The following is a 16642-nucleotide window of genomic DNA, read 5'->3' on the forward strand; positions in this document are numbered from 1 at the left end:
AGTAATAATATTTCGAATGCCAGACGGCAGCCGTCATCGGCAACTGGGACAGCCGCTTCAGGCCGAAGAGCGGAAATCGCTCTCCATGTTCGAATGGGACGAATCGTTATATGTTTGAGATGGGGGGGATGCAAGTCGTTCATTGATGTGGAAAGAATAGTTTGGCAAGGCACCCCATTCAACTCATTCCATCAACCTTTGGACTAGATAGATTGGTAATAACATTCTGCGGTTACCCGATGCACTTCACCCCGATCCGCTATGAGCGCGACGTGAAGTTTAATCCCGAATTTTGGCCCGCGAATGGGAGCCCAAGGGTGCTGGCCTGCGCCTACAGTGACTTGAGTGGAATCGACGACGAGCAGTTCTTTTGGAATGCCAAGGGACGCTTTGTTTTGCGATTGCACAGTTCAATCAAGATTGTCAGCAAACGCTTGAAGAGTGCAAAAGGGACCTGTTTTGCTTATTTGGAGAGTGTCGAGTGGTCAACCTTGCGCTGGCCGTAATGGGCCATTTGCTGCTCGCCATCGCGGTAACCGCGCCACTGCTGGAAGGAACTTTACAATAAACGAACCAGCATAGAATGCTGCAATTCTTGAATGAAGGCTTATTTAACTGCAGACCAGCTTCACGTCTGGGGGATTCAAAAAGTGACAACTCACCAATATTTGAATGCGATGTGTTGTTTGCCTCTGCATTTGCCATCGCGAGGCAACGCGCACAAATCGCCGCTTGAATTTCTCAAACTCATTTAAATTCTACCGTCTGTCCATTTATCGCACCACTCTTACAACACTGAGATTTCACTATGGCCTAACTGTGACTTAGAATCAAAATATGAATTAGCCAAAATGTTCACTTTAAAGAATGATTGACATTATTTATTTTGAAAAAATATATCAACAGCATTTTCAATTGTATCAATTATATATTGTCCATCTTCTAAATCTTGAATCTCATTGAAATCATAATTTAATATGTTGTTTTTATTAATTATAGATATTATTGCATTCATAGCAAGTTCAACTTCCAGGCTACTTATTAGATTATCTCTGACTGACGCTGCAAAATCATCAATGTAAAATTCTTCATTTTCTTCGTAGAGATCAAGTTCATCCAATATGTATTCGTTAACACTTTCTTCTATTTGCAGTACGAGTTCTTCTTCACCTATATCTTGCAACACTTGTGTTAGTCGGACTTGTACATAATCGGGCATGTCTAGGTAATTATATCCTTCAGGGCATTTTCTCATAGTAAGAGAAATTAAATCCCAGATATTTTTATTATTTGAGAATCCAAATAATGATTTTACATGTTCTTCATTGCTTAAAATTGATGTATAATTATAGTTCAGTTTAAAGGCATCTAAAATGATATGGGCATTAAGAGAAAATGATGAAAGACCAATTCTTAACACTGCATTTAGAATTTCAAGTACAAATGGCTCGTGCTGCTTATCAGCAATATCGAATTTTTTAAGATACTTTAAATATTGAATCCAAATCATATTGTCACCATCAAAATATTCTTCGTGATCGAGTATATATCTGATGGGGAGTACTTTATAATTAAAAATTAAGGGTAATTCAGAGTTCTTATGTAACCCCATTAATCCTTTCATATAACTTTTTTCGGTATCTAATTTTTCGATCTGTTCCAAATAATTAGCCGAATTCATAATATGTTCTTTGTCCTCAAGAGTGATTTTTTTACCAAGGTAATCGATCAGCGACGGATGAGTGAATTCTATTTTATCATCATCATAATGAATCAATTTCTCAATGCGGTTATGTATATCGAATAATGAGATTTTGGGTAATTCTGGTAACGTTGATAAATAACTTTCATAACATTCATCAACAATTTTCAAACTAATAAAGCTATCCGACAGGGAGTAAAATACATTGATATATTGCCGGGAAGAGGGATCTAATGCTTGAACCTCCTTCTCCCATATATCGTCTGGATTGCTTAAGTGTTCTATAAAGATATTTTCATATGCGGATGAATCAGCCCTTGAACAATCTTTAGAGGCCGTTTTTATAATAAAAGGTGTGAAATTCGGATGCTCCAAAATACGCATTAATAGTTTTTTGCTCCAATTATTCTCATTCAGGAGATGTATTATTTGATCCCAAATTTGTTCTTTTTTACAATACGTTTTAAAGATGTTCAATTTATCCTCAATGGTTTTCCAATTATCTAAATCCACTAATTCAAAGTTTTGTTTAATTAATCGATCTATCTTTTTATTATCCGCTCTTGCAACTTCAAGTATTGTTTTACGCGAGTTGAAAATAAACTTCTTGTTTTCATAATTGTCAATATATTTTAAAAAAAATTCTAATCCATTGAAATAACTCTCGGAATCTGCCAACTGTCTAACACCTAGAAAATCATCAAAGATCAATACTTCTTTTTGATTTACATCCCCATCGATTAAATTAAGAATATTTTCAAAGTCAGTCTCTTTTGGACAAGAAACAAATCTATAATTATAACCTTCCCTATCCATGAAATTACTGGCAATCATGATTGAAGTGTCCGTTTTTCCTATACCGGAACATCCTATTAACATTAAAGAATTTGCATGCTCTAATTTACTGACTCCACTATTATAGTGTGCAGTATTTACAAAATGACCTTTTAATTTTTCTATAGATAACGTAACATGTTGGGGTTGATATTTTTTCGCTGTTTGAGGTGTTGTTTGATTTTCGGACATTCTTCTGTTAAAAAGCGAATCTTGTTTTGGAAATTCTCCTTGTTGAACGCGTGCATAAAAATCATCCCGTCTATACTTCAATTCACTGTAAGAAAAACTATTCCCTTTTGGATGTTTTGAATTATATGATCCAATTTCCTCATGGCAATCAAAACATAAAGGGATGCAATTGTCTAGGGTATCCTTGCCGCCTTCTGCTTGTGGTTTGATATGATGGCATTCGATTTTTTTCCCTTTTGGCTGCTCGCATATTACACAATGTCTTTTACATGCGATTAAGGCTTGTTCTCTAATTATTGGAGCAAAAGCCATTGGTTTCACCTCGTTATTATATTGCTGGTTGATTGCAAGTAATTTCCTGGATAGTCAGTATTATAACTATACCAGCACTAGGCGTTATCTACATGCAATTTTTTAAAATCACACACAAAAAAGAATTCTTCCCACACTATAAGAGGGGGCGATGTCGTTCTTTGTATTCGTCCAATTAGAAAGTGTCTTCAAACCTAATTTAACCATAGCAAAATAGACGTGAGGGATAAAAAAGCTACTAAAGTGCAAGACAGTTTATCGTAGCGTGTAGCCAGTCTTCGGTGATGTTTGAGTTTATTAAAGAAGCATTCCACCAAATGACATTCTTTATAAAGCTACCAATCGAATTAGCGTTGAACTTTGCGATGTTTGCGGCTGGGAATGACGGCAGTAGCTTTTTGCTCTTGAATCCAGATTCAAAATGTTATTCATGTCGTGGCCTCGATCCTCCAGAACGTTTTTGCCGGAAAACTCCATGCTTTGCAGCATCTCATAGCTTTTGATACAATCGTGTTGATATCCAGCCGTAAGTTCTATACGCGAGGGGTAGCCTAAAGCGTCGACAATGGCGTGAACTTGCTGCCCCTTTTTGCCCCCGCACCGTGCTGGTGAACATGGACGATGGTGGTATCAATCATAATGTTTTCAAAGTCAGGGGAGATCGATCAATGTTCGAGCACCTTTTCCCATACGCCAGCCTTTTTGTCAGCGACGAAACCGAGTCATATATATTGTTTTCCAGGAAGGATAATAGTCGGGCAATTCACGCCTAGGTGCTCCGGAACGAGCTACCCACAACATCGCATTTAACATGATTCGTTTGTCTTTTCCAATCCGGCCACCCTGTTTTTCGCTCGGGTGGAAGTACATCTTTGATTCGATCCCATTGATCGTCGCGTATTTTGTATCGTCTTTTCATAAGGGGGGTTACCGTATAGGGGATTTTTTATAGCTTGAAGTCACACTCTAGTCTAAATAGGGAATTAAAAATCGTCAATAAAACGTACTATATCTTTTGGATGTGAAGTGTCGTGAGTAGTGACATCGCTTCGTGTCCACAACCTCAAAAAATTCGACAACACAGGGGAGGACATGGAGGATCTTATCTCCATTGGTACGATTGGACTGATCAAGGCGATTGAAAGTTACCGGCCGAATAAAGGCACAAAGCTCGCTACTTTTGCGGCTCGATGTATCGAGAATGAGATTTTAATGCACTTCCGGTCGCTGAAAAAGACACGTAAAGACGTATCGCTCCATGATTCGATTGGTACGGATAAAGAGGGCAATGAGATTACTTTAATCGATATCCTTGGCTCGGAAACCGACGATGTAATCAAGGAAGTTGATCTGAAGATTGAAAAAAGTAAGATCTACCGCAATCTTGATATACTCGATGAACGTGAGAAAGAGGTCGTCGTCGGCCGGTTCGTCCTGGATACCGGTGGTGAGGAGCGGACCCAGCGGGAGATTGTGAAGGACTTAGGGATCTCACCGAGTTATGTTTCAAGGATTGAGAAGAGGGCGCTGATGAAGCTTTATCATGAGTTTTATGAGGCGAAGCGGGTGGGGAATAGAAAGATCCTGGTCTGGTGAATGTAGCTTTTACAAAGGAGATTAGCGTATTCCGTATGCAAGGAAAGCCGTAATGACATGTGGTAGAACCGATGCAAGTGCTCGTAAGGATGATAAGCTAGATTATCGCCTTGAGCTGCCGGCAGAAGCCGTGTACAGCAAATAGAGGGTCTGATTTGATGGACATATCGGTTAGCATCATTGAGGTGGACACCAAGCCATGATAAGGCTATGGGTCCACCTTCTTTTTAATAATAATGGACTTTCCAGATAGATAATATTCGTGCGAAACCGTGGGGGAATGATCAGCAGGATAATATTCAAATCATAAGGGAGAACCCCTAATCAGGGAAAAGGGCTGAATATAACGATTGCAGAATTTTCGCTGTCTATTGATTGCACCCTATAAAGTAGGATACATCGTTTACGCAGCTTGAAAAGTCTCAGAAGAGCCTAACCTTGCCCGATTCAACAGAACATTAGTTTTATAAAGCAAAGCAGTATGTAGGGTCACGCTAGGCTCAAATCTTAGACTCGAGTTATTTGTTTATAATACATTAACCGGGAGTTTTCTACACTAAAGAAGAAGCAAGCGAACTCGATTTTGGGGAAAGTGTAAATTTTATATAGAAAAAGAAAATATATGGTCGTATAATGGATTTTGTGTTTCAAAAATGAAAAATAATGTCTTTACTATTTTTACAAATAGATGTCTAATAAAAGTATGAATTAATATAGGTGGTGGTTATGTATATAATCCCTTTAAAATCCTTTATTTGTACATATCCGGGTTGTAGATCACTGACTATATGACGGGGTGGGGTTGGAATATATGACTAACGATTCGGTAATTAATCTGCAGGCTTCAGTCTTGGATATTGCGAGAAACCTGTTAAGTGACAAGAGTATTACTTTGCAGGATAATTTTTTTGATATCGGGCTTGATTCCATGAAGCTAATACGCCTTGTTTCAGCTGTAAATGAGAACTTATCATGTGATTTGACGGAATCAGACTTCTTTACTTATCCCACCATAGAAAAACTCACTTTTTACATATCAAATCGCATGATTTGCATCACACCTGACCTTCTGGAACTTCCCTCATCTTTCTTTCAATCACCTAAAACCTTACAACGGGGGATAATGGAACTCTTTCTTGAACAAGACCAAATGCAGTCTCTTAGCAGTATGGCTGAGCAAAATCATGTGAATTTATTCGATATCTTGTGCACACTGTTGATTGTTTCCCTTTCTCAGGAGATAGAGCGGTCAGAGTTGGCTGTACAGGCTCTCTATGGAGAGAATAACCGGGTAGCCTCTATAAAAGTGAATATAGTCGATGTAGAAGAAGTATCCGACTTATTCAGATCAGTGCACAATGAGATCACCCATCCAGATACGCTGGTTTATGATTTAAATAACATTTCTTCAATTAGAAAGAAACGGGATACTGAAGCTATTTTACCGCTAATCTATTCCAAACCATATAAAACCTCCCCCGTATCTTTGGCTGACATATACGACCTGATCGTCGAAATAGACGAATCCGCTAATGGTATTAATTTAGTGTTTAGCTACGATGCTCGACTTGTTCCGGATCGAATCACGGATATTTTCCAGCGTTATCTTACAATAGCCGAGCTTATTATTAGTCTGGACAATAGACAATTCGAATAAACAACTAAGTGAAAAAAGGTACACATACAGGACAGGAGGAGCTTTCTTTGAGTGGGATTGCATGGACAGATCTTCAAAAGAAACTTAAGAATCAACGTCCGCAGAATAACTACATGCAACGTCAACAGCCGGAAGTAAATCAAAGGGACATTGCCATTATCGGAGCGTCCGCAACCTTTCCGATGGCCGACACACTCGATGATTATTGGAATAATCTGAGAGAAGGCAAAGATTGTATAAGGGACTTCCCCCAATCAAGAAAAGGTGACATTGACCAGTACTTGAACTGGCTGGAGCAAGAAGAGAAGCAGCGTGAATATCTTCAAGGAGCCTATCTGGACAGCATTGATCAATTTGATTATTCTATGTTTCGCATATCACCGAATGAGGCGAGCTACATGCATCCGAAGCAGCGCCTCTTTTTGGAATGCTCCTGGAAAGCGATTATGGATGCCGGCTATGGCGGCGATCAAATACGCGGCACCAAAACAGGTGTCTACATAGGTTATTTCGGTGATGAAGACGGATGGAAGTATATGAAGATGATTGCCGATGTGGAGGGTAGTCTCGGTCCCATGGCGGCATCTGGTAATTTATCGGCGATTATAGCAAGTCGAATCTCTTATATTATGGACTTGAGAGGTCCGAGTCTTGTAGTGGATACATCATGTTCCTCCTCCTTGGTGTCTGTACACTTGGCTGTTCAAGCTCTAAGAAACGGTGAATGTGAGATGGCTATTGCCGGGGGGATTCATATGACCCTGGTTCCTCTCCATTCCCATCAGATTAAAGTGGGGTTCGAGGCGGCGGATTCCCGTTCACGTACGTTTGATAACGCTTCTGAAGGAACGGGCCGGGGGGAAGGCGTGGGAGTCGTTCTATTGAAGCCCCTCCATAAAGCTCTTAGGGATGGAGATCATATTCATGCGGTGATCAAAGGAACTGCAATTAACCAGGATGGCAGCTCGATGGGCATAACGGCCCCGAATGGCCAGGCGCAAACGGAAGTGATCCTTCAGTCCTGGGAGGATGCAAATATTCATCCTGAGACAATATCTTATATTGAGACGCATGGAACAGGCACGAAACTTGGGGATCCTGTGGAAATTGATGCCATTCAGAAAGCATTTGGGAAATATACTGATAAGAAGCAATTTTGTGCCGTCGGTTCTGTAAAAAGCAACATTGGCCACTTGTACGCAGCAGCAGGTATAGCCGGGTTACTGAAGGTTCTTTTGGCTTATAAGCACCGCAAGCTGCCGCCTTCGATACATTTTCAATACCCAAATGTGAGAATACCTTTTGAATCCTCGGCCATGTATGTTAATGATACGCTGAGTGACTGGAACACCGAAGGCAGTCCGTTGCGTGCAGGAGTCAGCTCCTTCGGACTTAACGGTACCAACTGTCATATCGTATTAGAACAACCACCGGTTCAGAATCTGAGTTCTCAAATGCTGACCGAGCCATGCCTTTTTACGTTGTCGGCTAGAAGCGCCAAGGGGCTGGAAGGGCTTGTGCAGAGCTACCTTTCCTTTCTAAATGGTCAGTCCGATGACCGGCTGGCTGACATTTGCTATACGCAGAATCGCGGGCGGGACCATCATGCTTACCGGCTGACGGCCGTTGTCGGAAGTGTGAAGGAACTGGAGGAACAGTTGGCCTGCTTCCTTGGCTTGACAGCATCACGGGTACCGAAGGAATATCATTACAGAATAGTCAAAACAGTACCGGATGATCAAGAGGTTTTGTCTGAAGGTGAAATGACGGAATCGGCTTTGCGGACTCTAAGCATGGAAGCCAATCAATATTTGAGCCGGGAATGGCATTCGGAGAGTTCACAGAGATCGTGTCTGGAACGGATCGGGGAATATTACGCGTCCGGGGCAGTTATCGACTGGAACCAGTTCTATCTTCATCAAAAGCGCAGCCGCGTGCATGTTCCCCTCCCGGCTCTCGAACCGGTGCGGGTCTGGTATGCGATGCCAGACGATGTGCAGGGGAGTAGGGAAGCGGGCTTCGCAAAACCGTCTGTTCTTCCCAAGCAGGCGATAGAATTACATATTCGGCTGGAGGGCAAGGATTCTGAGTTATCCTACACAGATTCTGAACGGGCGATAGGCGAAATATGGGGACGTGCTTTAGGATTCGAATGCATAAATATATACAGGGATTTTTATGAACTGGGCGGAGATTCGATATCGATGATGAGTATCGTAACCGCGATCGGGCGTGACTTGGGAATTAAAGTCCCCCTTCATGTGTTTACAGAATACCCAAGTGTATCTAAGCTGGGGAAATGGTTAGACGGACATGAATCATCCACTGTAAGCCAGGAGCTATATCCAACCGTCGTGGCTAGGCCGGAGTCCCAGTTTGAGCCGTTTCATCTGACAGAGGTGCAAATGGCCTATTTTATGGGAAGGGATTCTGGGTTTGAACTGGGCGGTATTTCCACACATGTCTATATGGAGCTTCGAACGAGTCTGGATATCGGCCATTTAGAAGACAGCTTGCAAAAGGTGATTCAGCGTCATCCCATGCTTCGAACCGTGTTTTTACATACAGGTATGCAACAGGTTTTGCCTGAGGTGCCCCGGTATGAAATGGCCATAGATGATATTTCGGATTTAGATGAATCTCAACAAACTGAACGTATACTCCAAGAACGGGAACGGATGTCCCATCATGTATTTGAGGCTTCTGTATGGCCGCTATTTGAATTCAAGGCACTCAAGCTCAGTGATATTGTTCATCTCCTGCTCGTAAATCTGGATATGTTGATCGTTGATGGCATGAGTATCGACATTCTGGCAAAGGAATGGCTGGCGTTTTATACCGGACAAGCCTTGGCCTTGTCTCCTGGGGATGTAACCTTTAGAGACTATATGGAGTCATATGAGAGCTTTAAGCAGTCCAATCTTTACCGGCGAGACCGGGATTATTGGCTTTCGAGAATCGGCGATTTTCCTTCAGCCCCGTCGTTGCCTTACAAACAAGCATTAGAAACGGCCGGTATCCCTACCTTCAGAAGGGTAATGCACACCTTTAACCAAGAACTGTGGGATCGCTTGCGAGCAACCGCCCAGAGTCACCGGGTAACCCCGTCTGCTCTGCTTGCGACAGCCTATGCGGCTGTTTTGTCCCATTGGTGTAATCAGTCACAGATGGCATTGAATATGACTGTTTTCAATCGATATCCATTTCATGAGCGTATTCAGGAGATCATCGGGGATTTCACTTCGATCATTCTGCTCGATTTAATGGTTGATCCGAAAGATACTTTCTGGAATACTGCCCAAAGAACACAAAAAGTTCTTATGGAGGCCTTGGAGCATAGGCATTACAGCGGCATGGACTTCATCCGTGAATACAACCGTCATCATGGCCTCGGACACAAAGGGTCCTTTCCGGTAGTTTTTACATCCATGCTGTATGGCGACGGTTGGAACTCTTGGAACGGGATCGGGGACATTGAGTACAGTCTCAGCGAGACCTCCCAGGCGGTTCTCGACCACCAGGTAGTTGAAATTAAGGGAGAACTGCTGATCAGTTGGGATTACGTGGAACAGCTGTTTGATGAAGCCCAGATGGAAGTGATGTTCGAGCAATACATTGACTCATTGAATGCATTGATAGAGACAGGAGAATTCCCGGCTCTGCAGCTGTGCTCGAGTGATCAAGCTTTGATTGAGCAGTACAACTCTACCGGGGAATGGATAGAACCGAAGCTTCTTCATACGATGTTCGATGAGCAGGTAGCCCTGACTCCCGATGCTCCGGCCGTAATTCATCATGAACAGCAGTTGACGTACCGTGAGCTCCGCCATACCTCCAACCAGGTTGCGGCATTCCTGCAAGCCAAAGAAATCGGCCGCGGAGACAAAGTTGCACTTCTTGCTAAACGCTGCCCGATGTCTATTATCTATCTGCTCGGAATTATGAAGTCCGGGGCAGCTTACGTTCCAATCGACCCGGATTATCCGGAAGAACGGCAGGCTTATATTTATGATAACAGCGGCTGCAAGTTTTTGCTGGAGCCTGACAGCTTTGAGGTTCACCATATGTATCAGTATCCAAGCAGTGGAATCTGGATGGAGCAGACTGTTGAAGATCTTGCTTACGTTATCTATACCTCAGGCAGCACAGGTCGTCCGAAGGGCGTTATGATCAGCCATCAGGCGGCATGTAATACGATTTCCGATATCAATAGGAAGTTTAATGTATCAGACCAAGACCGGATTCTGGCCGTTTCTTCTATGTGCTTTGATTTGTCGGTATACGATATTTTCGGGGCGCTTAGTACGGGGGCGGCTTTGATACAGATCGATGATCAGCGGGATATTGCACGTATACGTGAGGTGCTGGCTAGACAGCGTATTACTGTATGGAATTCAGTTCCTGCAATCATGGAGTTATTAGTTGAAAGCATGGAGGACCAGCCGGTAGCGGAAACACTGCGTCTCGTGCTGCTCAGCGGGGACTATATTCCTCTGCAGCTGCCGGATAAAATTAAGCATAAATTCCCAGGCTCTCAAACCATCAGTCTGGGAGGGGCTACAGAGGCTTCTATATGGTCGATCTATTATCCCGTTGCTTCTGTTCACGAGCATTGGACAACCATTCCTTACGGATATCCTCTGGCCAATCAAACATTTCATATTTTGGATTCCGGCCTGGGGAGAGTGCCTGTCGGTGTTGAAGGGGAGCTCTACATCGGAGGCTCAGGACTTTCTTCCGGTTATCTGAATGATGAGGATAAGACGAAGTACTCCTTTATCTTCCATCCTGAATTAGGACAGCTTTATAAAACAGGCGATTACGGCCTCATGCATAAAGAGGGCTATATCGAGTTTAGAGGACGGAAGGACCAACAAGTCAAAATACGTGGGTACCGTGTAGAGTTGGGTGAGATTGAAAGCCGTTTGGCCTCAGTATCCGGAATACGCCATGCTGTTGTCGTTGACAGCGAGAATAGCACGGGGATCAAGCAACTGTACGCGTATTTCGTTGCGGATACCGATTTGGATCAAGCGCAAATCAAAGCAGCCTTGAACGAGGTGCTGCCGGATTATATGGTTCCATCCAGCTTTATGCAGCTTGAATGCATTCCGTTATCTGTTAACGGTAAGGTGGATAGAAAGGCTCTTCCGGCACCGGTTGTCATTGGGATTAACACACCGGAATCTCCGGCGGCGGGCAACGAGACGGAAAACAGGCTTATTGAGATATTCAAGGAAGTCATCGGGATCGATCAAGTCGGCGTTACGGATAACTTTTTTGAACTGGGGCTTAACTCCATTGCCCTTGTCCAAATTATCTCCAGGATCGAAAAAGAGTGGTCCGTACAGATTAATTTCAGAGAATTCATTCGGTTAAATAACATCTTGGAGCTTGCAGAACGTCTATCGGTACCGCTTGAGAAGAAGGATACAGATCATACGGTCACTTATCCTCCGGCACAACCGGACCCGACTCATATATACGATGAATTTCCATTAACGGAAGTACAAATGGCGTATTTGATGGGCCGGCAAACCCAGTTCGAAATTGGCGGGGTATCCACTCACTTCTACGCGGAGATGACAACCGCATTGGATATGGCGCGGTTGAATCATTGCATCAACCAGCTAATTCAACGGCACGAGATGCTGCGGACGATAATTTTCCCTAACGGTATGCAAAAGGTGCTGCAGAATGTCCCGGAATATCTTATCGATATTGAAGATATGCGAGAGGCCTCCCGTGAGGAACAGGAAGCAAGCATTTTGGCGGAACGGGAGCGGATGTCCCACGCGGTCTTTGCTACGGATCAATGGCCGTTATTTGAATTTAAGGCTGTCCGGTTGACGGACGACAAACATTACTTCTTCTTCGGATATGACCTGTTAATTGCGGATAGTGCAAGCATGATGATATTCGGCAGAGAGCTTATGGATTTGTATCATCATCCCGACCGGGAACTCCTGCCTGCAGTCTTTACATTTAGAGACTATCTCACTGCTTATCAGGCATTTAAGGACAGCGATACGTACCGGCGTGACCGTGATTACTGGTTAAGCAAGTTGGATGAGTTCCCATCCGCTCCGGCGCTTCCGATGAAGCAGGAACCGGCTAAGGTGAAGGATCCCCATTTCAAAAGGCTTCTTGAAGAGTTTGCACCAGAGGACTGGGACAGAATCAAGACAAAGGCGCAGGAGCATAATGTAACCCCGTCCGCGCTGCTGGTTACTGCATATGCACGGGCATTGGCTTACTGGAGTAACCAGCCGAGGCTTGCAATCAACCTGACAGTCTTTAATCGTTATCCGTTCCATGAAGATGTTAACCGAATTGTCGGTGATTTTACCTCTGTTATTCTCCTGGATGTGGATCTGCAGCAGGGAAATGATTTCTGGGGTCAAGTCACCCATGTACAGAACACTTTATTGGAAGCATTGGAGCACCGGCATTACGACGGCATTCATTTCATCCGAGATTATGCTAAATACCACAATCTCGGAACGAAAGCAGCTATGCCCATTGTATTTACAAGCATGCTGTTCGGTGATCACAAGGCATCGCGACTAGGCTGGTATGAAATTGGTCAGGTAGAGATGACGCTAAGCCAGACCTCCCAAGTCTTTATTGACCATCAGATTATGGAGATCGGGGACCGCTTATCCATCTCATGGGACTATGTCGAAGAGTTGTTTGACAGTCAGGTTATTGTCTCCATGTTCGAGATTTATACCGGTACGATTCGTGCCCTTTTGGCAGATACGGGAAAAGTCGATGAACAAGTACATTTGCCGGATGAGCATGTAAAGCTCATTCAGCAATATAACAGGACGGTCGAAGCACTCCCGGAGACAACGCTGCATCACCTGTTCACCCTGCAGGCGCGCAGGCAGCCTGAGTCTACTGCGGTGAAGCTTGGCGAGACCGCAATGAGTTACAGGGCGCTGCATGAAGAGTCCAACCGGGTTGCGCATTACCTGCACTCTAACGGGGTTAGTACAGGACACTTGGTTGGTGTTATGGCATATCGTGTTCCGGAGACGATCGTTAACATTCTTGGCATCCTGAAGGCCGGGGCAGCTTATGTTCCCATTGATCCCGATTATCCGGAGGAACGGCAAAGGTACATTAAGGAGAACAGCGGATGTCCCTTGGTGCTGACGCCGGATCTGCATGCTGACGGGATGCTTTCCGGGTTCCATGTTGCAGATCCCGTTGACGATGTGCAGCCTGAGGATATGGCTTATGTAATCTACACTTCGGGAAGCACAGGAAAGCCTAAAGGAGTGGTTATTACCCACCAGGCCGCGGCAAATACGGTTCAAGACATAAATCAGCGTTTCGGCGTTTCGCCGAGTGACCGAACACTTGGGTTGTCCTCTATGTGCTTCGATTTGTCGGTATACGACATCTTCGGTACATTGGCCGCAGGGGGAACTCTGGTCCAGGTCGCCGACCAGCGGGATGTAGATGACATTATGGGTACGATTGAACGTGAACAAATAACGGTTTGGAATTCCGCGCCGGCGGTCATGGATATGTTGATGGAACGGCTGGGAGGTTCCCCGGGAACGAATAAATACCGGTGGGGTGAAGCGGAGTCTGGGGCTGTTGAAGCGGTTGATTCGTATATGACGGATTCGCATTCAAGCGCTGATTCTACCTATTATTGGGCACCGGGAAGTTATTGGGAGCTCGATGGGGATCTCGTGCTCATCGACGGAATGTCCTATCGTAAGACAGCTCCGCAGGTCTTTCCAAAGTTATATTATCTGGCTCAAAAGGGAATGACCTACGAGCAAATGCTTCGCGGCTTTGCCGGCATAGCAGAAGCGGAGCTTGACCAATTGTGGAACAGGCTTGTGGAGCAAAAAGTACTGGTAAACACCGTGATGAGTCCTCAAGAGGTATTCTCGTCCCAGGAAAAGCTCTTGTCCCATCCGTATCCGCAGGAAATGTTCTTTGATGCGGCCAAGGTGGAAGCTTATAAACAGAAGCAGGTGAACCGGACTTACAAATGGTCGGAACAGTCTAAAATTGCTCTGCATCAACCGAAGTCCCATCCTTCATATATAGCTGACAGACGCAGTCACCGTGAATTTGATGAAGAATCGGTAATTCCGCTGCATGTCATGTCTTATTTATTGTCAATTATGATGCAAATCCGGGAGGACGGGCATGTACGCTATTATTACGCCAGTGCGGGCGGGCTTTATCCGATTGATTTATTTGTTTATGTGAAATCCGGCCGTGTGGAAGGGCTGAACGAAGGGCTGTACTACTATTGTCCGAAGGATCATGTACTCTATTTGGCCAATGCCCATATGAACATGTCCAATGAAGCTCATTTTTACAATAACAAACAGATATTTGATTCATCGGCCTTTTCGCTGTTCTTTATTTACAATGCCAATGTTTCAATGCCTAAATATGGCGGGGACGCTTACTTCTATGCATCCATGGAAGCGGGGATCATGATATCTCTCCTGACCCTGGCTGCGGAACTGGCAGATTTAGGGCTGTGTTCCATTGGGGACATGATGTTTGATCGTATCGAGCCCCAGTTTAACCTGTATAGCGGCCAGGTCTGGATGCATACGGTAGAGGTTGGATACAAAAAGGAACGCAACCGCTCCGCCAGTGAGCTGGAAACAGCAGTTACTCTGGAGATAAGCAGTTATAAGGCGCCGGAGATCCAGGCAAAAGAGGATCTGCAATCAGCCGGTTATGCAACGAATCAGACCGAGAACCGCGGGTACAGCTTAAATACAAGTCTGCGTCTTGTGATGTTGAGCGGGGATTGGATCCCGCTGACGCTTCCCGATAAGGTGAAGCAGATCTTTACCCAATCGAAAGTCGTCAGTCTGGGAGGAGCTACTGAAGCTTCGATCTGGTCGATATATTACCCGATTGACCGCATATCGGACGGGTGGTCAAGTATTCCGTATGGACATCCATTGGCGAACCAGCATTTCTATGTGCTCAATTATCAAGGGGAATGCTGCCCTGTTGGCGTTAAAGGGGAGTTGTATATCAGCGGAGCCGGTTTGGCTGCCGGGTACTGGAAAGATGAGGATAAAACCAAGCATGCTTTTGTTATGCACCCGGAGCTTGGACGACTATATCGTACGGGAGATATTGGGGTGCTTCAGCCTGAAGGATATATCGAATTTATGGGACGGGTTGATCATCAAGTCAAAATCAGAGGGTACCGCGTGGAGTTGAATGAGATCGGGTGCGTTCTGTTGAAGCATCCTGCCGTAACTCAAGCCGTGGCGGTGGATTTGGCAGATTCCGCTAAGAGAAAGTACCTATGTGCGTATGTGGTTGCCGATGGGGAATGCACTGCCGCTGAGCTGAAGTCTTGGGCTGCCCGAGAGCTTCCGGAGTACATGGTGCCTGCTTACGTTGTCCTGCTGGATTCCTTACCGCTGACGCCAAACGGTAAGCTGGACCGCGGTTCCCTGCCGAAGCCGGACTTGAATACTGCCCGAAGCTATCAAGCGCCGGGAACAAAGACGGAAGAAGTATTGGCAGTTATTTGTGCACAGGTGCTGGAACATGAGCAGATCAGTATTCATGAGAATTTTTTTGATATGGGCGGGAATTCCGTTCAGATGGTCCAGTTGCATAGCCATATCACTCAAGCCTTTTCCAAAAAGATCAAAATAACCGATTTGTTCGCTTATCCATCGGTTGCCCAACTGGCCGCTTTCATCGATCAAGAGGAGCCGGGAGAACGTGCGGCTGTGCAACTGCAGGAATTATCAATGCCTGAAGCATTCCTCGCCGGCAAAAGGACGTCCAATGAGGCTTCCACCATCCGGTTTGTTCTGAATGAAGTCTATTCAACCAAATTACGCAAGTTGGCCGAACAACAGCAGGTGGATGAGACCGTAATCTTCCTCTCCATGTACGCTCATTTGTTGCGGCAGTTAACGGGAAGCAGCCGTATACCAGTGCAAACCGTCCTTCGCCAAGCGGATGTGGCGGATGAGTTAGTTATTGATTTTGCCACGCTGAACGGATTCGCGGAATTGTTTGTCCGGGTGAAGGCGTTGTTGGGCGGACAGGATACAGTGAGGTATTCCTTAAAGACTCTAAGACAGTCTCCTGCGGAGAGAAAGACAGGGACGGTTGTGCCGGCAGTGATATTATCCTCCCTCGTTACGGAAAGGCTCGATACCGAGCGCTATACTATGCTACTTAAACTTTCCAAGAGCGACCGGGAGTGGAACTGCACCTGTGAATATGCTTCAAATGTTCTCAATGGCGATAAGGTAAAAGAATTGATGAATAGCTTTGGTAAGGCAATGCGTCTGTTTGTCGATAAATCGGACACCGAATAG

The 16642-nt window shown here is 44.7% G+C and carries 6 protein-coding genes; 4 read left to right on the forward strand and 2 right to left on the reverse strand.

Features of this window, described 5'->3' with window-relative positions:
* Positions 1-272 precede the first annotated feature (272 nt).
* Complete coding sequence (locus tag AC0LWN_RS24170; RefSeq protein WP_474669856.1) at positions 273-506, forward strand: hypothetical protein; 234 nt, start codon at positions 273-275, stop codon at positions 504-506.
* A gap of 371 nt (positions 507-877) precedes the next feature.
* Here AC0LWN_RS24170 and AC0LWN_RS24175 read toward each other — a convergent pair whose 3' ends face one another.
* Together AC0LWN_RS24175 and AC0LWN_RS24180 are read right to left on the reverse strand one after the other, a co-directional pair.
* Positions 878-3040: an HNH endonuclease gene (locus AC0LWN_RS24175; protein WP_474669858.1), complete on the reverse strand. Its 2163-nt coding sequence runs from the start codon at positions 3038-3040 to the stop codon at positions 878-880.
* Between the two features lie 705 nt (positions 3041-3745).
* Positions 3746-3910, reverse strand: a complete 165-nt coding sequence (locus AC0LWN_RS24180; protein WP_474669860.1) for a transposase — start codon at positions 3908-3910, stop codon at positions 3746-3748.
* A 168-nt stretch (positions 3911-4078) separates the two neighbouring features.
* Here AC0LWN_RS24180 and sigK point away from each other — a divergent pair, with 168 nt between their 5' ends.
* The 3 genes from sigK (at position 4079) to AC0LWN_RS24195 (ending at position 16642) form a co-directional block, all read left to right on the forward strand.
* Complete coding sequence (gene sigK, locus AC0LWN_RS24185; RefSeq protein WP_474669862.1) at positions 4079-4636, forward strand: RNA polymerase sporulation sigma factor SigK; 558 nt, start codon at positions 4079-4081, stop codon at positions 4634-4636.
* A gap of 811 nt (positions 4637-5447) precedes the next feature.
* The gene (locus AC0LWN_RS24190; protein ID WP_474669864.1) at positions 5448-6293 is read left to right on the forward strand and encodes an acyl carrier protein; all 846 of its coding nucleotides are present in this window, start codon (positions 5448-5450) and stop codon (positions 6291-6293) included.
* Between the two features lie 47 nt (positions 6294-6340).
* A complete protein-coding gene (locus AC0LWN_RS24195; protein WP_474669866.1) occupies positions 6341-16642 on the forward strand; it encodes an amino acid adenylation domain-containing protein in 10302 nt (3433 codons plus the stop codon).

Source organism: Paenibacillus sp. sgz302115, from assembly GCF_056120445.1.